General features: G+C 36.1%; 14 protein-coding genes. 5 read left to right on the top strand and 9 right to left on the bottom strand.

The window, feature by feature from the left end:
- Positions 1–61: 61 nt before the first annotated feature.
- On the top strand, positions 62–673 hold the full coding sequence (locus tag QCQ61_RS11980) for a hypothetical protein (RefSeq protein WP_279447884.1): 612 nt from the start codon (positions 62–64) through the stop codon (positions 671–673).
- A 6-nt stretch (positions 674–679) separates the two neighbouring features.
- Here QCQ61_RS11980 and tamL read toward each other — a convergent pair whose 3' ends face one another.
- Both tamL and QCQ61_RS11970 read right to left on the bottom strand, forming a co-directional pair.
- Positions 680–2,953: a translocation and assembly module lipoprotein TamL gene (gene tamL, locus QCQ61_RS11975; protein WP_279447883.1), complete on the bottom strand. Its 2,274-nt coding sequence runs from the start codon at positions 2,951–2,953 to the stop codon at positions 680–682.
- A gap of 32 nt (positions 2,954–2,985) precedes the next feature.
- Entirely contained in the window at positions 2,986–8,076 is a 5,091-nt protein-coding gene (locus tag QCQ61_RS11970; protein WP_279447882.1) for a translocation/assembly module TamB domain-containing protein, read from the bottom strand.
- 244 nt (positions 8,077–8,320) lie between these two features.
- On the opposite strand from QCQ61_RS11970, the gene QCQ61_RS11965 reads away from it, so the two are divergent.
- On the top strand, positions 8,321–9,196 hold the full coding sequence (locus QCQ61_RS11965; protein ID WP_279447881.1) for a pirin family protein: 876 nt from the start codon (positions 8,321–8,323) through the stop codon (positions 9,194–9,196).
- A gap of 87 nt (positions 9,197–9,283) precedes the next feature.
- On the opposite strand, the gene QCQ61_RS11960 is transcribed toward QCQ61_RS11965, so the two are convergent.
- Positions 9,284–9,898 carry a Crp/Fnr family transcriptional regulator gene (locus QCQ61_RS11960; protein ID WP_279447880.1) on the bottom strand — a complete coding sequence of 205 codons (615 nt, stop codon included), beginning with the start codon at positions 9,896–9,898 and terminating at the stop codon, positions 9,284–9,286.
- A 252-nt stretch (positions 9,899–10,150) separates the two neighbouring features.
- On the opposite strand from QCQ61_RS11960, the gene QCQ61_RS11955 reads away from it, so the two are divergent.
- Positions 10,151–10,885: a YoaK family protein gene (locus QCQ61_RS11955; protein WP_279447879.1), complete on the top strand. Its 735-nt coding sequence runs from the start codon at positions 10,151–10,153 to the stop codon at positions 10,883–10,885.
- 97 nt (positions 10,886–10,982) lie between these two features.
- On the opposite strand, the gene QCQ61_RS11950 is transcribed toward QCQ61_RS11955, so the two are convergent.
- From QCQ61_RS11950 to QCQ61_RS11925, 6 genes are all read right to left on the bottom strand, one after another.
- Positions 10,983–12,248 (bottom strand): MFS transporter, encoded by a 1,266-nt coding sequence (locus tag QCQ61_RS11950; RefSeq protein ID WP_279447878.1) that lies wholly within the window; start codon positions 12,246–12,248, stop codon positions 10,983–10,985.
- 71 nt (positions 12,249–12,319) lie between these two features.
- Complete coding sequence (locus QCQ61_RS11945; protein WP_279447877.1) at positions 12,320–12,934, bottom strand: YqaA family protein; 615 nt, start codon at positions 12,932–12,934, stop codon at positions 12,320–12,322.
- A 689-nt stretch (positions 12,935–13,623) separates the two neighbouring features.
- Positions 13,624–13,929 carry a DUF1456 family protein gene (locus QCQ61_RS11940; protein ID WP_279447876.1) on the bottom strand — a complete coding sequence of 102 codons (306 nt, stop codon included), beginning with the start codon at positions 13,927–13,929 and terminating at the stop codon, positions 13,624–13,626.
- 62 nt (positions 13,930–13,991) lie between these two features.
- On the bottom strand, positions 13,992–14,450 hold the full coding sequence (locus tag QCQ61_RS11935) for a universal stress protein (protein ID WP_279447875.1): 459 nt from the start codon (positions 14,448–14,450) through the stop codon (positions 13,992–13,994).
- A 194-nt stretch (positions 14,451–14,644) separates the two neighbouring features.
- Entirely contained in the window at positions 14,645–15,295 is a 651-nt protein-coding gene (locus QCQ61_RS11930; protein WP_279447874.1) for a hypothetical protein, read from the bottom strand.
- An 84-nt stretch (positions 15,296–15,379) separates the two neighbouring features.
- Positions 15,380–15,589, bottom strand: a complete 210-nt coding sequence (locus QCQ61_RS11925; protein WP_279447873.1) for a hypothetical protein — start codon at positions 15,587–15,589, stop codon at positions 15,380–15,382.
- 124 nt (positions 15,590–15,713) lie between these two features.
- On the opposite strand from QCQ61_RS11925, the gene QCQ61_RS11920 reads away from it, so the two are divergent.
- Both QCQ61_RS11920 and QCQ61_RS11915 read left to right on the top strand, forming a co-directional pair.
- On the top strand, positions 15,714–16,580 hold the full coding sequence (locus QCQ61_RS11920; protein ID WP_279447872.1) for a sigma-70 family RNA polymerase sigma factor: 867 nt from the start codon (positions 15,714–15,716) through the stop codon (positions 16,578–16,580).
- A 95-nt stretch (positions 16,581–16,675) separates the two neighbouring features.
- Complete coding sequence (locus tag QCQ61_RS11915; RefSeq protein ID WP_279447871.1) at positions 16,676–18,496, top strand: sodium:proton antiporter; 1,821 nt, start codon at positions 16,676–16,678, stop codon at positions 18,494–18,496.
- Positions 18,497–18,504 lie beyond the last annotated feature (8 nt).

The raw sequence follows: 18,504 nt of genomic DNA, 5'->3' as shown, positions 1-18,504 counted from the left end.
CAGTTTCTATTAAGAAACAATGCTGAAAATCATATCTTTAATAAATTTTAAAGCCTTTTGTATGAATAAAGCAATACTATTTACGCTCCTTTATTTCTTGAGCATGCCATCATTCTTTTCACAGAACAAACAAATTGAGATTGTTGAAGAAGAAAAACCAAGCCGCCTTTTTCTATATGGTTTAAATAAAACTGAAAAAGATCTTGACGTTACAATCACAGTTAAAGGAAGCAATTTTAGACAAAGTAAAAGCGCGCCCAGACCTGTTCGTATTCCAGCGGCATCAAAAGTGTTGCTCGCAAATTTAATTGTGGAAAGAGGCAAAATAGCGCATTACACCTACACCTTGGATGTAAATGATAGTTTGTCGCGACGAGCAATGCGCAGAAGTTTTGAACCTATAAAAATAGAACCGAAGAAAAAAGTAATTATTTATATTACCGAAAGCTGTACCAGTTGCGATACGCTTGTATCAAGTCTCAACAAAAGTCATTATTTGTACACGGTGCATCGTTTTTCTGAAAAACCTGAATTAAAAGAGCAGTTAGCGCCCGCCTTTGCCAATTCAACAGTAAAAATAGATTCGGTTACTACACCCATTATAAGTTTAGACGGCACGTTGCATGTTAAAATTGAAGATTATGATCAGTTGTTAGAGGAATTAAACAAATAGTATTTTTTAAAATGGATATCCAATTCCAAAATTAAATACTGTTTCCTTTACATTAAAATTGAAGCGTTTACCCTCCATTAGCGATGGATCGTGAAAGGGAGCTGCAAAATCAAACCGAAGTACAAAACCCTGCACATCTACACGCAGCCCAACGCCCGCGCCCATTCCCAATTCGTTTATGAAATTGGAAGTAAATTTGTCTTTTCCGCCGTAGGTGGGATTCGCTATTGAATTCCAGATATTTCCGGCATCTGCAAAAATGGCGCCCTTAAAGAATGAAAATAACGGAAACCGATATTCAATATTGGCCTCCAAGCGTATGTTACCAGTCTGGTCGAAATAATTGGAATTTGGATTGGCTTCGTTGTTATACGTTCCCGGTCCCAAAGAACGAATCCGAAACGCACGAACACTGTAGGGGCCACCAGAATAATATTGTTTTACGTAGGGCACAATTTCAGAATTTCCATAGGCATATCCATAACCTCCAAATAATCTTGCGGCAATTAGCTGATCCTTTCCAAATTTAAAATGATACCGAAAATCTAAATCTATCTTTGCATATTGGGCATATTCAAGTCCTAAAAACTCCTTTGTGCCCGTATCATTATCTTTTCCGAAAAGGCTAACGCTATTTCCCGCCACATCCAGGGTAGTATTTACAAATATTTGATTGGTTTTTGAAGCATCAATCATTTCATTATAAGTGAATGAATAATTTAGGCCCGAAATAAATTGTTGGTCAAAACTTCGTTTTAAAAACGGATTTTCGTCTAAAATTGCTTCAAATTCGGGGGTGGTATTGGAAGGCTTTGTATAATTTACTGAAATAGGAATTATCTCATGACTTACAAACTTATTGGCCTGCCAGAGATATCCAAATTGAGCGGTTCCTGAAAGCAGGGCGTATAGTTTTGTTCTACTTAAATAATCTACGCTTAAACTTGCTTTGGTTTTAGGGATTGAATATTTAAAAAAGTCGGTATTAATTTTTATGGGAAATATTACACGGGGAAAAATTAATTCTTGTTTTAAACCCAAATCAACACTAGTATTTCCACTATTGCTGCCGCTGCCTACTTGCACCTCGTATCCAACGCTGGCAGTGGTATTTAAAGTTTCCCCTCCTTTAAAAATATTTCTGTTGCTATAGGTTAGTGCCAATCCAGGACCAGCAAAATTATTAGATTTTGTAACGGCTTGTAATTGCGCCCGCAACGCGCGTTTATTTAGTGGAGATAGAAATATATTGGCTTCCAAAACTCCCAAACTATCAGTAAGTAGTGAGTCTTTTTCTTTATATTGAATGTTAACAAATTTGTATGCCCCAATCGTTGAAAGCCGTCGGGCAGTATTTCTTGAATCCTCGGGACTGTATAACTTTCCCGCTTCCAAAGTAATAAACGGATCCAGATATTTTGGCTTAAAATGCGCTGCGCTGTTAACATAATAACGACCGTTAAACTCCGTGATATCTGTTACGGTACTGTCCTGCACATCGTAATTTGCGTAAACGTTTATCTTTGAAATTTTATAGGGAACAATTGCTTTTTGTGGTACATTCTTCTTTAGTCGTAGAAATAAATCGAAACGTTTTCTATCGTACTGATTGGTGTCTGCCTCAAAAATTAAAAAGCCAGGGTTAAAATTGAAATAGCCATTTTGCTTTAAATCTCGATCTATACGCTCCCGTTCAAGTTTCATATTAGAAAGGTCAAAACGCATTCCTTTTGTAAGTTTTGTTTCGGAAACACTTTGCTCTATTTGTGAATTTATGGGTTGTGGTAACGAATCTAATTGATAACTTGCAATGGTGTATGGGGTCGGTGCTTTTACCGTATAAATTGCAGCAGCCTCTTTTTCCTGTTCCTTAAATTCTGAACTTACCTCACTGTAGAAAAAACCTCTATTCTCCATTCGGTTGCGCAATATATCTTCAACTTCATAAGGTTCTACATCGCTTTGGTAAACCGGCTCCTCTCCTATTTTTTTATAAAAAAACCGATTTATAAATCCTGGCTTTTCTTGTTGCATTTTGTAATAAAAATGAAGCCCCGGTCGCATTCCCAAAAACTTTTTATTCGGTTTGGGTCGCAATGCTTGTTCCAATACCGCTGCTAAACTTTGTTTGTTTGCAATTACTGAATCTGCTTCAATTTCTACTTTGGCACCTGTGTAAAGTCGTTCTCCTTCCGGAATAAATTTCTTTACGGCGCAGGATTGTAACACGAGAAAAATCGCAGAAAAACAAATGGATATTATATTTTTTTTATTCAGCATGTAATATTTTGTTTCAACCTATATGCAGTGTGCTATTCGTTATTTGTATTTTCAATCTTGTCTGTTTTGTTTTTTTCGGCTTGCTCCTGCTCTTTTTTGGGTTGTTGTGCGGCAGCCTTCTTTTCTGCTTTTTCTTCTTTTGTTTCTCCGCGGAGCAAGGCCTGCCACAATTCATCAAACTTATTAAACTCTTGAGTAAAAATAAGTGCTATACCGCTAACAATGGTCTGCCCATCCACTATGTTTTCAAACTGATTTTTTCTGAAACCTTTTAATCTATATCTACCATTTTCCGTAAGGAGATACTCTAAACTTACATCACCAATTATCGGTACGGGTTCGTTGGTAGCGCTGCTTCCCTGAATATCTACTTCGCTGCCAACACGCACAATAAGCCTATCGTTAAATAGCTTTTTTTGTGCTGCGATGTCCAATTGAGTGCGTTCTTGTGCGGTTTCGCCTTGGTAATCTGTGTAACTGTCTAATCCAAAATCCAGTTCAACGCCTGTATTTCCGAGTAGTTTATTAGAAAACACATTTAATTGATCTGAGATGGCATCGTTCAGGTTATCGCGGGCTACTGTTGCAAATCCGCCGCGGCTACCATCGCTGCCCGGCTCAGGATAAAAACGACCTAATACCAACAGTGAAAACACTTGCCGGTTTAGTTCGTCTTGTTGGGTATTTACCTGTTGCAATCTGCCATAAACTTGGCCGCCAATAGCACCCTGCTCTTCCTCGGGCATATCTAAATCGAAACCTATTTCGGGTTGGGTTAACTGCCCGTCTATATTTAAATACACATTAAAGGGTAAAACCTGCTTGTATTTATTTTTTACTGAAGGGTCTGAGCCCGATGTTATAGGCGCCATTAAAGGAGAAGCCGATGCCTTTACAGTATAGATTGCTTTTACGTCTAATTTGGCATCAAAGGGATCTCCAGACCAAGTAACTCTACTTTTGGGAGAAAGTTCAAACCGTCTGTTTACAAGATTGTACAAATTCATTTCATAATGGCCTCCGGCAATTTCATATACGCCACTCAAGGTCATTCTACCATTTGGATTCATATTAAAGTTAAATTCCCCGTCGCCAAAGACTTCAAAATTATCGCCAGTTTCCTGATCTATAATTATGGTAACCTTTGCGGATTTACCGATGTTTAAAAAAGCATTTATATCTAAGCCGGTAAATGTGGCGGTCTTTTCAACATTTTTGGTTAAAATAGCATCAGGATTTTCGCGATTCACAAATAATACTACGCCATCGCGCTCTTCAATAGCAACACTGGAGGAAGGTAATATATATGTGACATTAGTATCTTTATTTACGGTAATTTGTGCATCTAGTTTTGGAATTTGCAAATCGCCCGTTAATTTGGCATCGGCATTAAACGAAGCCTGTCCGTAAACCATATCGTTATCGTCTTCGGTGGCATTTAAAACTTGGAAATTCTGCGCGTTTAAGTTTAAATTGAATGTTGGATTTATATAGCTTTCCGGGCCAATTTTTCCTGTTATATTGAGTTTGTTTTGGTTTTCGTCCAAGATCGTAAATCCTTCCAAATACACACCGTTATTGTCAATTCGCAAGGATTCATTAACCAATGTAAAAGGCGCGTTTAATTTTGAAATTGTAAAATCGGCGTTGTCAAAATTCAAGCTACCTTCGTATTTTGGAGCGGTAGTACTACCCGTAAAGTTAAATTTTCCCGAAAAGCTACCATCCGCATTCTTTACTTCACCTAAAGTGAAACCTTCTAAAGCACTCATTTTGAAGTCGATGATATTTAAATCTAAATTCAATTTTGCGTCAGTTTCCGTTGCAATGTAATCTCCGGTTAAATCTAATTTTACCTCACCCTCCTTTACGGCTAGATTAAAGTCGTAGCTATTTCCGCCTTTCGATTTTGCATCTACTGTTAATTTTCCCAAATCTACGTTTAGAAGATTAAGTTCATCAATTAACAAATCGGCAAAAAGCCCCGCGTTTCCAAAGGGCTCAACAATCGCCAAGCTACCGTTGAGGTTACCTTTGGCAAGCTCTTCGGAAGGATTTAAATAATTTAAAATTTCACTTAGTTTAAAGTTTTCAAAAGTAATGGCAGCGTGCTGTTGCAAAACGCCTGACAGATTATGGGTTAATGCAACCGTTTCGTTATTTTTTGTGAAGCGAAAATCATTAAATTCCACATTGTTTTTAAAAATTAAAACTTCGTTATTCGCGGGTGTTTTCCAAGGTTTTCTATCTAGAATTAAATCTTGCGGTACTACGTGAAACCGCAATTTGTCTGAAGTTCCTGTTATTTGCGATTGTATATTGATTAGCGTACTATCTTTATGAACTGCGTGAAAATTTAAATTCATTTGCCCATCAAGCTGATTGCCGCTAATTTGTGTTTTCGGAATTTCTAACGGACCTCCCTTTATACTGCCAAAACCGAGGTTAAAAACAAATTTCTCTTTGTCGGTATCCATCGTAAAAGCGAGGCTGTCCAGCTCGTTGCCACCGTAGTTTATATGTGGCGCATTTATGGCAGCTTTTAATTTTCGGGCTGCTTCATCAAATGCCACATCAATTTTCACGGTATCTAAATCCTTAACATTTACTAAAAACACTTCGTTTAAAACCGGTGCCTCCACAATTTTGCCTTTTACGTCGAGTTTAACTGGATTTTGTATCGTATCTGCAAAAGCCGTTTTTTTGAAAAAATAACTGCTAATGTGCCGTTGTACCGAACGACTAAAAGTGGCAGGATCTGTATTGCTTTCAAGGCTCAAATCTATCATTTTATTATCCAGCCAAATAGAAGTTGTATCGCTTCGCACGTGGGCCGTTGCAAGCAAATCTCCCAACAAATAGGTTCTGTTGTCGTAAACCACTACCCCGTCGCCAACAGTAGAAATTACATCAAACCCGTCTGTATTGCCTTCAAAATCGGCATCTAATTTAAAAGCAGTTCGCACATCGCGAGTCATAATTCCAAGCGATTGAAGATTTGCGCCTATTATGTTTAGATGCGCACTCGCTCTGGGTGTAACGGAGTCTAAAACAACGTCTGCGTTTAAGTTTACATTTAAATTTTGGTCTTTATAATTTGATATTACTTCACCCTTTCCATTTTTTATATTACCAATTATTCCTAAGTTTTTTATTGCGTAATCGTTAAATTGAAATTTAGATACATTAGCTTCCAAAGTTGCGTCTAGCGAGTTAATATCGTTGCCAGAACCTGTTGTATTTAGCTGTAAACTAATTGGTCCCAGCTGTTCATTTTGAAGCAATTCATTAAGTTGGTATTCTGTTATTTCAATATCTGCATTAAATGCAATCTGCGAATCGTTTGTAAAATGACCGTCAATTTTTGCCATACCTTGTGAGGTTGTAAGTATAGCATTTGCATAAATATCTTTCGTGTTTCCCTTGGCGTTTCCTTTAAGGGCAACATCTTCCGGTAATTTAATACCTAGCTCCTGCTCGCTTACAAACTGAATTAAATCGCTGCGCCTGGTTTGGGCTGAAAATTGAGGAATATTAAATTTTAAATTTTCAGGCACTGTTGCATTTTCAATAAAGGCGTTGGCAGCGATACGCGTAGTGTTTCCCCAGCGCAGATTTACAGTAGGAATTTGAATTGCCGAAATATAACCCGAAGCCTTTACTTGGCCAAAAAGTAGTTTTTGGCTGAGCGTTTTTAAATATTCATTGCCTTTAAGTTCTGGTTGAAATTTAAAGACCTCCTTTAAATCAACTTGAAAAACAGGAAAATCCAATGCAATTTTTGATTGTTCGGGCGCTTCAAACAAACTGGCCAATGTATTAAAATCCAACCGCAATTTACCGTTTAACTTATTGTTGTTAAGCGCTAAATTTAGAGCGTTTACGTTCAAGTACGAATCTGTTGCTTCTAGGTTTAATGCAAGTTTATGAAGATTAAATCCCGATGCTTCTCGAAAACTTAAAGCGTCTAAATTTATACCAGCCCGTTTGTCTTTTAGATAAATAGAATTCGCTTTTAAAGAAACATTTTCCAACGCAATAGCATTGGGATTAAAAACATTTGGTGCTCCTTTATTTTTACCGACAAAGTAGCTTATGTTATTTCCCTCCAAATTTATTTCAGAAAGTGAAATTGTAAAATCTGGCCACTCAAATTTTTCGATGTCTTCCTTTATATCGGTAGTTACTTCATCAACTTTTTGAGTTATGCCATTATTTTCAGTTTTAGTATAAATGGTGACAATAGAATTTTTTAGACTGAAATCTCCAATTTCAATGTCGTTTGTCGTTAAATCGGCTTTTGGGAGTTCAAGAAATAAATCTGAAAATTCCAGATTTGCTGCAATTCTATCTCCGAATGATTGATAATCTACACGAACATTATTAAGCAATAATTTATTTAAAGCTAAATACGGCAATGGCGGGGCTTCGGTAGTTGAGGGCGGCACCGGCGATTGAATATAGGTTATGTTAGCGTTGGCAATTTTAGCTTCCGATGCGCGAAAATCCATTTTGGATAAATCGGTTTTCTTCATATTGAGCGCCAAGGAACCTACGATAAATTTACTGTCAATTCCCAGTACGGCATCATTATAAACTATATTGAAATCTTTTAAAAGTAAATCGCCCAAAACTATATCTAATGGAGCTGAAGTGCTATCGGGCGTAACGGTAGTAGTATCTGCCACAGCAAAAGCATCCAATAAAAACTGAAAATTATATCCATTTATGGAATCTTTTCGAACAATATTGGCGCGCAACCCCTCCCAGTTTATATAATTAATTGCTATGGTATTGCCCCGAATAATGGGCAATAGAGGCACATCTGCCTCTAACGATTTTGAATAGATAAGAGTATCGCCCTTTTTATCTTCAAGATATAGCCCATTGAGCACAATATTACCGCTAAACGTAACAAACAGTTTTTCTATTTCAACTGACGTATTCGTTTTGTCAGACACGTATTTTACGGCGCGCTGTACTATAATATTTTGCCCCCAAGGACTTCGGATAAAAAGCACTAACAGGAAAAACAGGATAATAAGACCCACGATAAATTTTCCGAGAAATCTTAAAAACCTGTAATATTTTGGCTTGCTTTTTTTTTCTTTTTTCTTTTCCAAAGTACTTTTTGGGTATTCTCAAAAATATAAAAAATCTAGCTCAATTATACACTCAATCCCGCTAACTAAGTGTGTTTTGGCATAAACTTCTGTTAAAATTTATTTTTAAAATTTTCAAAATTTAGTTCAAAATAAAAAATGGCGCCGTCGAAAGTATTTCAGATAACATTCGTATTACTTATCATACATCAATGTATTTACGTATTATACACAGTAATTTTACTTTCAACTTAAAGAAACCAAGATGAAAACACGCAATATAGAACGCATTCTAACACCTCCCCGTCCGCATATGGTTGGCGATGGTTTTAGGGTACATCAATATATTCCTTCCGGATTGGGAGAAGGTTTTGAAAGAATGGATCCATTTATAATGATGGATTACAATAGTAAGTTTTACTTTCCGCCCACAGACCAACCTCGGGGCGTGGGTGTGCATCCGCATAAAGGTTTTGAAACGGTAACTATTGCTTATAAAGGAAGCGTTGCGCACCACGACAGCACTGGCTATAGCGGAGTAATTAATGAAGGCGATGTGCAATGGATGACGGCTGCTTCTGGAATTCTTCATAAGGAATATCACGAGGAGAATTTTAGCAAAACTGGAGGGGATTTCCAAATGGTGCAGCTATGGGTAAATCTTCCCGCAAAATACAAGTCAAGTCCACCAAAATACCAAGGTATTGCAAATGCTGAAATAAAAAAGGTGGAACTCCCCGATGATGCTGGTTTTGTTGAAGTAATTGCTGGCGAATATTCCGGTATAAAAGGCCCTGCAAGTACTTTTACTCCCGTTCATCTGTTTAACGCAAAGTTGAAAACGGCGGGAAAAGCAAGTTTTAATTTTCCAGAAAATTACAATACCGTTGTTTTAGTTGTAGAAGGAAATATAAAAGTAAACAACGAACATGAAATAAAAACAGACTGCTTAGGATTGTTTAAAAATGACGGTGAAAAATTTACGATTGAAGCGACCAATCCCGCTGTAGTTCTGGTTTTAAGTGGTAAACCCCTCAACGAACCCATTGTGGCCCAAGGTCCCTTTGTAATGAATACCCGCGCCGAAATAATGCAAGCTATGAATGACTTTAATATGGGTAAATTTGGATATTTAGAATAATGTGTTTTACACTTAAAGACTGCAGTAGTGAGTTTCGTAATTGTTTATTGAACCAAACATATGCTTTCGCGGGTGCTTAGGTTACCTTCAATTTGGTTTAAAATTTTTATGTGCCAGTTCTTTGCGTACACGACTAAGGCTTTCGGGGGTTATTCCCAAATACGAAGCAATCATCCATTGCGGTACGCGTAACAACAAATCTGGATATGTTTCTATAAAACTTAAGTATCGATTTTCGGCGGTGGCTCCGAGTAATAAATTAATTCTTTTTTGCAATTGCCTAATGTGGTTGTGCAATAATTTATCATTGAATTTGCTGAAAGATGAATTATTTTCATTGGCTTTGCATATAAAATTTTCACTTAGTAAAACCACCTCAGAATCTTCAACTGCTTCAATAAAACTTTCGGAAGTATCATTAAAATAAACACTGCTTCTATCTACGATAAACCAATTTTCGGGCGCGAATTGAATTACGCGTTCCTTTCCATCATCTTCGAGCATATATGAGCGTAGCAAACCTTTTTCTACAAAGAAAGAATGGTTGCACAAATCGCCTTTTCTCAAAACAATATTTCCTTTTTTATATTTAATTCGCTTTAAGTCTGCCGTAATATGTAGCGCTTCATCTAATGTCATACCCGCGGTTTCAACCAAATATGCATCAAATGGAAATTCTATTTTATTATTTTCTGAAATCATTAATCGGTAAGTTATATAACATTTTAAAATTACTAATTTCTTCTCACACGGCTCATCAATTCTATTTAATTATAAATTTCGAACATTGGCAGTTAAAAGAAAAAATAGTTGTAAAAAATTCTATAATAACACAAAAGGAAAATATCATATTAAATCAATTATACTCCAAAATTGCTAAATTTGCGGGCAACGATATAAACAGTTGCGTCAGGGTACAATACTGTTTTATAATAAATTACAAACTACAATTTAATGCTAAGACACCAAGGCCGCAGTAGGACTTTAAGACACAATCTGCAAATTGCCACTGTTTTATCTTTTGTGGCCGGAATTGTAAATGTTACTGGTTTTCTGTCTATTCACCAACTCACTACAAATGTAACGGGGCACTTCGCACAATTTATGTACGACGTTGAGAATTTTCAATTCTGGCAAGGCACCATTTATGTTTTGTATATTTTTTCGTTTCTTCTTGGTTCTTTTTCTTCTAGTTTTCTGATTGAAATATTTAAGGAAAACAAAAAGCTCAATATTTTTGCAACCCCAATTTTAATTGAATCACTCATATTAATAATCATAGCTGTAAATAGCAATTTTACTGCAATTGAATTTCCGCATATAATTGCCTGTTTTCTACTTTTCGCAATGGGAATGCAGAACTCATACGTTACCGAAATTTCGAATGCTATTGTGAGAACTACGCATTTAACTGGGCTTTTCACAGATTTGGGTATAGAACTTTCCCAATTGTTTTTTCCCAAAACGCATCCAAATAGAAAAAAAATTAGAGCAACTATTAGATTGCGACTTTACATAATTGCCTTTTTCTTTATTGGCGGAATAACGGGTGGTTTATGTTATTCAACATTCAACTTAAAGTTAAATACATTACTTTTAGGAGCTTTTATCTTACTGGCGAGTTTAATCTATGACGATGTGAGATTTGGATGGATCAAGGCAAAACGAAGAAAGATTCAAGAATGGTAATTAATTATGATACCAACAGATAATACTGTATTTACCACTGCGAAACACAAAAAATTTAAAAAACTAGTTTTGGAACAATCCTAATAAGAAATAGTCCTTACTCTTTTTGATGTTCTTCCAAATCCTTTTGCAAGTCTAATTTTCGCAATTTTGGGAATAAAATTCCGGTACCGATTACAGTAAGTATAGTCATTCCACCACCAAATACCACCGCTGTTACCGTACCCATCAATCGCGCGGTAAGGCCGCTTTCAAAAGCTCCCAACTCATTTGAAGATCCCACAAACATAGAATTCACCGAAGCCACGCGGCCACGCATTGCATCTGGAGTTCGCAGTTGAAGAATAGTTTGGCGAATTACCATAGAAATGCCGTCTGTTGCACCACTGAGAAAAAGTGCAATTACCGAAACCCAAAACCAAGTGGAAATTCCAAATACAATAATACAAATACCAAACCCGAAAATGGCTGCCAGTAGTTTCATTCCTGCATTTTTATTTAAGGGAAAATGTGCTGAAGTAAACATAATTAGCAATGCACCCACAGCTGGCGCAGCGCGTAAAACACCAAACCCTTCGGGTCCTACTTTTAGTATATCCTGCGCGTAAATTGGCAGCAGTGCCACTGCACCTCCAAAAAGTACTGCAAACATATCTAATGTAAGCGCTCCTAAAATAACCCGTGTATTTCTAACAAATTTAATTCCTTCTTTAAGACTTTTTAGTATTGGTTCCCCAATGTTTGGATTTAAAATAGGTTTTTTCGGAATTTGAATTAGTAATAATAAAGCCATTAGTGAAAAAGCAAAAACAAAACACATAGACCAATGCACCCCAATCCAATGAATAAAAAACCCACCAAATGCTGGTCCCACCACGGCGCCCATTTGCCAAACCGAACTGCTCCACGTTGCAGCATTTGGATATACCTTTTTAGGAACCAATAGCGAGAAAAGTGAAAAAATTGTCGGTCCGAGAAATGCGCGAACAATACCTCCCAGAAAAACCAAAAAATAAACGGTATAAAGAATTACATCTGTAGAAAGATTGGCAATTATTCGAGGCCAAGTTATTAAGAAAAGACCCAGACTAACTACCGAAAAACCGAGAATACATTTAATTAATAATCCGCGCTTTTCCTTTTGATCTACAATATGCCCTGCGAAAAGTGCCATAGATACTGCAGGAATTACTTCCATTAAACCAATTATTCCAAGGGAAAGTGGATTTTTGGTAATACTGTAAACCTCCCATTCTATTACTACAAATTGCATAGTCCACGCAAAAACCATTGCAAACCGAACCAGAAGAAAAATATTAAATTCCCGAAATCGTAAAGCGGCGTAGGGATCGTTTTTCTTCATTTAAAAGAAGTGGAAATTTAAAATGGGTATTTTATTTTCGGAAGAATAGTCTTCGAACAGTTACAAAAGTACTACAGCAAACTGAATATAGCAATCGCGTATAGATAAAACCGAACAAAACGAAGCAAACCAAATAATAGGTAATTCTTAAATTTATAGTGAATCATACCCGCTGCCATACTCGTCATAGAAAACGGAATGGGCAATAAAGCGCCAACTACAATTAAAAAGCCACCCCATTTTCGAATGTGTTTTAGGTGTTTTTTCATCTTGCCCTCCATATATGCATACACACGCGGAATAGTAAAAATCCATTTCCCTATAAAATAGGAAATAATACCCCCAATGTATGAAAGGGTTGCCAATAAAGTTAAATAAAGTATGGGTTGCGGCATTTTATCGCTCCAGGCAATAAAAATTTCTGGAGGAACGAGCCCCAATAACGATTCTGATGCCAAGAAAACCAATAATACGTTTATGGGAGCGTAGGTAACCGTTATATAGGTAAATAAATCGCTAAAATCTACAACATATCTATCTAAAACAATTAAAACGGCCACAGCCAAAATAATTGGAATAATTGCCTGCTTAAGGCTCTGCCCTACAAATGAATAAAATCCTGTGTATTTGTAGTATAAATGGGTGCGCTTAAGCTTATTGGTTTCAGATTTTCTTACCGTATTCATTTTTAATTTGGGATAATGCTAATTTCTTTTCCATTTTTACATATCAGTGCTAAAATCGCACCGATATTATAGGGTGCAAATATAAAGCTAAAGCCCCTACCCTGCAACAATTTGGTAACTCATTGGCGGTTAATAGTATGTTAAACATTTTAGGGCGATTTCTTGTGAATGTAACCATAAAAAAAGTTAATATTTAGTTAAAACACTACTTTGTATAGCATAGTACTGTAACAATTAATTAAATCGTGCGTCTTTTAGATATAACCCAGTAAAATTTATTTATTATGAGAACATTAGACAACAATCAATTATCAGCTAAAATGAAAACTTCAAAATCGTATTCTTGGAATCTGAAAAGAAGGTTTCACTAAAAATGAATTCAAAAATTAATTAAAATTAAAAATCATGAGAACTTTAGACAGCAACGAAAAGCAACACAGACCCACTAATTCCAGAGCATATCTTTGGAATACGAAAAGACGCTACAAGTAATTTTTATAAGAAGAGCTAAGATGAAAACATTGAGAAACATTCAAAAGAGAATCAAATGCGGATCGCAAAAACTGCATACCTTGCAATACTTAAGCGCAAACCAACGCGTATTTGAAGATCCCACAATAAGAAAAACATGCAGATACATTTATTAAAATTGCCTACGCCGAAACAAAGCTGAATTGAAGAAATTTAATTTAGCTTTTTTCTTTTCCTTTATTCGGTCGCGGTTTGTGCGTGCGTGGCTTTTTGCCTTCTGGTTTTTTAATTTTCCGCTCTGGCATAGGCCCTCTTAAGTGAATTACCAAACCGTTTAAAAAATTACGTAAAAACTGATCGCCACATTCCATATATTTCTCGTGGCTTTCGTGTCTAAAAATTGCGCCCAATTCACTTTTAGTTACTGCAAAATCTACCAACGAACATATTTTTACAATATCGTCGTCGCGCAATTTGTGTGCAACACGCAGTTTTTTCATTATATCGTTATTACTTAAAGCCATAAAAAATTTTTGTGTAAAGGTAACTTTATTTATCTACCATAAAAAAACACACTTCTTATCCCCTATTTTTCCCCAGTTGGCACCATATAAACAGGAATTTTAGTGCTTTCCAAAACACTGGAAGCAACTGTGCCTAAAAATAGTTTTTCTAAAGTACTGTGACTGTGTGTTCCCATCACTATTACATCAGCATTCCACGATTCGGCATATTCAAGAATACTTTTAGCGGTATCGCCTTCAGCTAAATGGGTTGAAACATTTTCGCCGCCTAAGTGAGCTGCGGTTTTTTCGAGATAATCCTTTGCCACTTTTACAAATTCCTCTTGAATTCTGAAATCTACAGGAAATGCATATCCTTCGTACCCCATAAATGGTTCGTATTGCATCCCGTAATACCGAACTTCTGCCAAAACATGAAATAAACAAATTTCCGCTCCCATTAACTTGGCTAGTTGGCTTCCCATTTCTACTACTTTTTCGGAGTTGGGATTATAGTCGAGCGTTATTAGTACTTTTTTCATTTGAATACAGGTTTTAATTCAAAATTAAATGTAGTCTTCTTTTTACAGTTTTTCCTCTTAAAAAGTGAAATAGCCTTTTTGATAACATTTAATTTCAGTTTCTACTTGCTTAAAGATAAAACTTCTATTTAAATCTGAAAGCGTTTTGCAACCCGTTGGGCAAAAAATTCCAAAAAATTTTAAATAATTACCAATTACTCTTTCACAAGAATAGCGGTAGCTTTATTGCCCGTAAGAAGATTCCATTCATAGGAGGCTAGCAGATTGCCAATTTCGTCGTAGATATTTAATTGCGCCGTATTTGGTCCAGAAGAACCTTGATTTAAGGCTTCAAAATCTATTTTATTGAAACCTATTTGCAGTGGAACATCAAACCCTCTAAAACTGCCCTCTAACCGCGCTCTGGGAACCGCAATTTCGCCATTAACCCAAATTCGAATCATATCGCCATCTACAAACTGATGGTCACGATACATAAAAGTAGCCGTTTTTGCAGTGGTTTTAAAATCCCCCAAATACTGATCTTTCCCGTATTCAGGTTTTATCTCTTTGTCATTCGTAAAATATTTTGGAGTCTTATTGGTTATGTATTCTTGTAACCCATCTCCATTTTGCATATCTATCTGTTTTTCCTTTTCCTTTCCCAAATCTGAATTATTTGGAGTATTGGGGTTTTTTGTATTGGAAAGCGATGGTGCTTTTATTGCGGGTATTTCAAAACCCGAAGAACTATTTATATTAGATTCTGAACTATTAAAACGAACGGAATTGTTTCCCAATTCAATTTGTGAAAAGGAAGAGCAGGTAGTTAATAGCAATCCAAAAAGAAAAAAATGTTTCAACATATTAAAAAATGTTTTCAATATAATTAACAACAACTACACCAAATGTAGTATTTGAAGAGGTAAAATATATATTTCATGAAAAAATTATTTTTTCTTCTTTTTTCTACTATTTCTATAAATCAAATACAATAGAACCGCGCACACTGGCAGCACAATATATATAATAATATCTGCCGTACTGGTTAAATCTATAGGCTCTTCACTTGGTTTGGGAACTTCGGTTGGTTTTTGAGCGAAAAGCACATTACAAACCAATAAGAAAACAGACGTGGAAAATATTTTAATAGTGTTCATACTTTTTTTTATGAAAGTATATAAAAAAAATGGACTAACAAATTTTAACAATATGTGTTAACTATTTGGAAATTACCCTAAAATGTCATACTATGCCGTGTTATTATAAAAAACAGGAGAATATATGAGACAACTTAAGATCACGAAGCAAGTAACCAACCGCGAAACAAAATCATTAAACAGTTATTTACAGGATGTTAGTAAAATAGATTTAATAACTGCTGAAGAGGAAGTTGAGTTGGCTCAACGCATTCGTGAAGGAGATCAGGCAGCGCTGAACAAGCTAAGCAGAGCAAATTTAAGATTTGTGATTTCCGTGGCAAAACAATATCAAAATCAGGGATTGAGCCTCCCCGATTTAATCAACGAAGGAAATGTAGGCTTGGTAAAAGCCGCCAAAAGATTTGATGAAACACGAGGCTTTAAGTTTATTTCCTATGCAGTGTGGTGGATTCGCCAAGCCATTTTACAAGCCATCGCCGAACAATCGCGTGTGGTGCGTTTGCCTTTAAACAAAATTGGCGATATAAATAAAATAAAAAAAGCATCCATTCATCTTGAACAAAAATTTCAACGTGTACCCACGGCAGCCGAAATTGCCAAAGAGCTCGATTTTAGTGAATCTAAAGTAAAAAGTTCGCTTAAAAATTCAACTCGAAGTTTATCGATGGACGCGCCATTCCAAGAGGGTGAGAACGACAATAACCTCTACGATGTGCTTAGTTCTGGCGAAAGTCCAAATCCTGATAAGGATTTGATGCACGAATCGCTTCGCATTGAAATTAACCGAGCTTTAGATACACTAGCTCCACGCGAGGCCGATGTGGTAAAATTAAATTTTGGACTTTGCGGCCAACCGCCAATGACGCTTCAGGAAATTGGAGACACTTTTGATTTAAGCCGAGAGCGTGTACGCCAAATTCGCGAAAAGGCTATTAGAAGATTACGACAAACATCAAAAAGCCACATCCTTAAAAAATATCTTGGCTAAAATGTTAAAATATTGATCTTTTCAATATTTTATGAATTTCTTAGGAACGAGTATTATTTCTGCGGTTATCTTTATAAAGCTAACCTTTCAACCAAATGACGCCAGAAATAATACTCGTTTTTTCTATTCTGTTAGTTACCATTGTTCTATTTGCATTTGAAGTTTTTTCAGTAGATAAAATTGCAATGCTTCTTATTGCCGCCCTTGCATTAACTGGTCTTGTAAAACCTGAGGAAGCTATTTCCGGATTTTCAAATTCTGCTACAATTACCGTACTTTCTTTAATGATTATAGCATTGGCATTGGAAGATAATGGGGTAATTGCTTCTCTAGCGCGCTTTTTAAAAAACCTGCACGTCTTACCGCTTTTTTTATTACTACCTGTGCTCATGCTTATTACAGGTGGCATTTCGGCATTTATAAATACTACGGCCGTAGTAATCGTATTTATTAAGATTATTTCGGAATTGTCCAAACGTTTTAACCTACCACAAGCAAAATTGCTTTTACCCATTTCTTTTGCGGGAATTTTGGGCGGTAGCTGTACGTTAATGGGAACTTCAACAAATTTAATTGTAAATTCTGTAGCGCGCGATTTAGGCGCCGAACGTTTTAGCTTCTTTGAATTTTCATTATTCGGCGCCATTTTTTTAGTGGTTGGTATTTTTGTAATAACAATCGCTTCACGGTGGCTCCCAAAAGATTCGAAAGAAAATTTACACGATGCTTACGATCTGGAAAGCTTTGTTACTACAGTGGTGATAAACGAAAATTCAAACTTAATAGACAAGCATATAGAAGACACATTTCTGTATAACAATCCAGAAATTTCCATTCTCAAACTCACCCGGAACAAGCAAATTACCAATGCGCCTGGAAAGTACATTACTTTAAAAGAAAAAGATAAACTGCTGTTAATGTGCGATATTGAAAATCTTTCTAAACTAAACGACGCCCAAGGTATAAGCGTGCATAAAAACAAGGACGATTCCAAGAAAAATGAATCTTTTACTGATGAAGATGCTAGTACAACAAAAAATTCTGAAAATTATGGTTTTGTAGAGTTATTAATTCTGCCGGGATCAATATTTATAGGCAAATCATTAAAACAATTGCGCAAGCAAACTTTTCACAATGCTTTGCCCATTGCAATAAAAAAACGAAAGAATTTTCGGAATACCGAGGAACGTCTCGTTCGTAGAAATATGGATCAAATTACATTAAAACCAGGCGATAGGTTACTAGTTGAAATACCCTCCGACGAAATAAACCAGCTTAACGATTTAGAAAATGTAGCTATTTTAAGGGAACACAAATCACAATCTGTAAATAGCAAAAAGAGAGCTATATCGTCTGTTATTTTATTATTGGTAATAGGTTTGGCGGCTAGCGGTATTCTTAGCATCCTTATTAGTGCCATTACAGGCGTTTCGCTGTTATTACTTACGCGCTGCTTAAATCTAAACGATGTATATCATCGCATAAATTGGCAAGTAATTTTTTTACTGGCCGGGATGATTCCTTTGGGAATAGCTATGAACAATACTGGCGCAGACCATTGGATTTCAGACCAGCTACTCGAAATACTCAGCGGGCAATCTAATTTAATTGTTATAGGTTTAATCTTTTTAATAACCATGGTGTTGAGCAGCGTAGTTAGCAACAACGCTACCGCTATTATTATGACCCCAATAGCCATAGCCATTGCCGTTGGGCTAGATCTCTCTATGAAACCTTTTATACTGGCAGTATTATTTGGAGCAAACTTTAGTTTCTTTACCCCAATGGGCTATCAAACCAATACCTTAATTTATGGTATGGGGTTTTACAAATTCAAACACTTTTTTTTAATCGGAGGCATACTTTCACTCATTTTATGGGTTTTAGGTACATTTATGCTTTCAACTTTATTTTAATACAATTA

It is taken from the genome of Aequorivita marisscotiae, assembly GCF_029814825.1.
Classification (GTDB): domain Bacteria; phylum Bacteroidota; class Bacteroidia; order Flavobacteriales; family Flavobacteriaceae; genus Aequorivita; species Aequorivita marisscotiae.
This window is presented reverse-complemented; position numbering and strand designations above follow the sequence as displayed.

Coding starts and splice junctions, on each gene's coding strand:
- QCQ61_RS11980 (WP_279447884.1), top strand. CDS start 62: ATGAATAAAGCAATACTATTTACGCTCCTTTATTTCTTGAGCATGCCA.
- QCQ61_RS11960 (WP_279447880.1), bottom strand. CDS start 9,898: ATGATTTCAGAAAATAATAAAATAGAATTTCCATTTGATGCATATTTG.
- QCQ61_RS11920 (WP_279447872.1), top strand. CDS start 15,714: ATGAGACAACTTAAGATCACGAAGCAAGTAACCAACCGCGAAACAAAA.
- QCQ61_RS11955 (WP_279447879.1), top strand. CDS start 10,151: ATGCTAAGACACCAAGGCCGCAGTAGGACTTTAAGACACAATCTGCAA.
- QCQ61_RS11940 (WP_279447876.1), bottom strand. CDS start 13,929: ATGGCTTTAAGTAATAACGATATAATGAAAAAACTGCGTGTTGCACAC.
- QCQ61_RS11915 (WP_279447871.1), top strand. CDS start 16,676: ATGACGCCAGAAATAATACTCGTTTTTTCTATTCTGTTAGTTACCATT.
- QCQ61_RS11935 (WP_279447875.1), bottom strand. CDS start 14,450: ATGAAAAAAGTACTAATAACGCTCGACTATAATCCCAACTCCGAAAAA.
- QCQ61_RS11930 (WP_279447874.1), bottom strand. CDS start 15,295: ATGTTGAAACATTTTTTTCTTTTTGGATTGCTATTAACTACCTGCTCT.
- tamL (WP_279447883.1), bottom strand. CDS start 2,953: ATGCTGAATAAAAAAAATATAATATCCATTTGTTTTTCTGCGATTTTT.
- QCQ61_RS11950 (WP_279447878.1), bottom strand. CDS start 12,248: ATGAAGAAAAACGATCCCTACGCCGCTTTACGATTTCGGGAATTTAAT.
- QCQ61_RS11945 (WP_279447877.1), bottom strand. CDS start 12,934: ATGAATACGGTAAGAAAATCTGAAACCAATAAGCTTAAGCGCACCCAT.
- QCQ61_RS11965 (WP_279447881.1), top strand. CDS start 8,321: ATGAAAACACGCAATATAGAACGCATTCTAACACCTCCCCGTCCGCAT.
- QCQ61_RS11925 (WP_279447873.1), bottom strand. CDS start 15,589: ATGAACACTATTAAAATATTTTCCACGTCTGTTTTCTTATTGGTTTGT.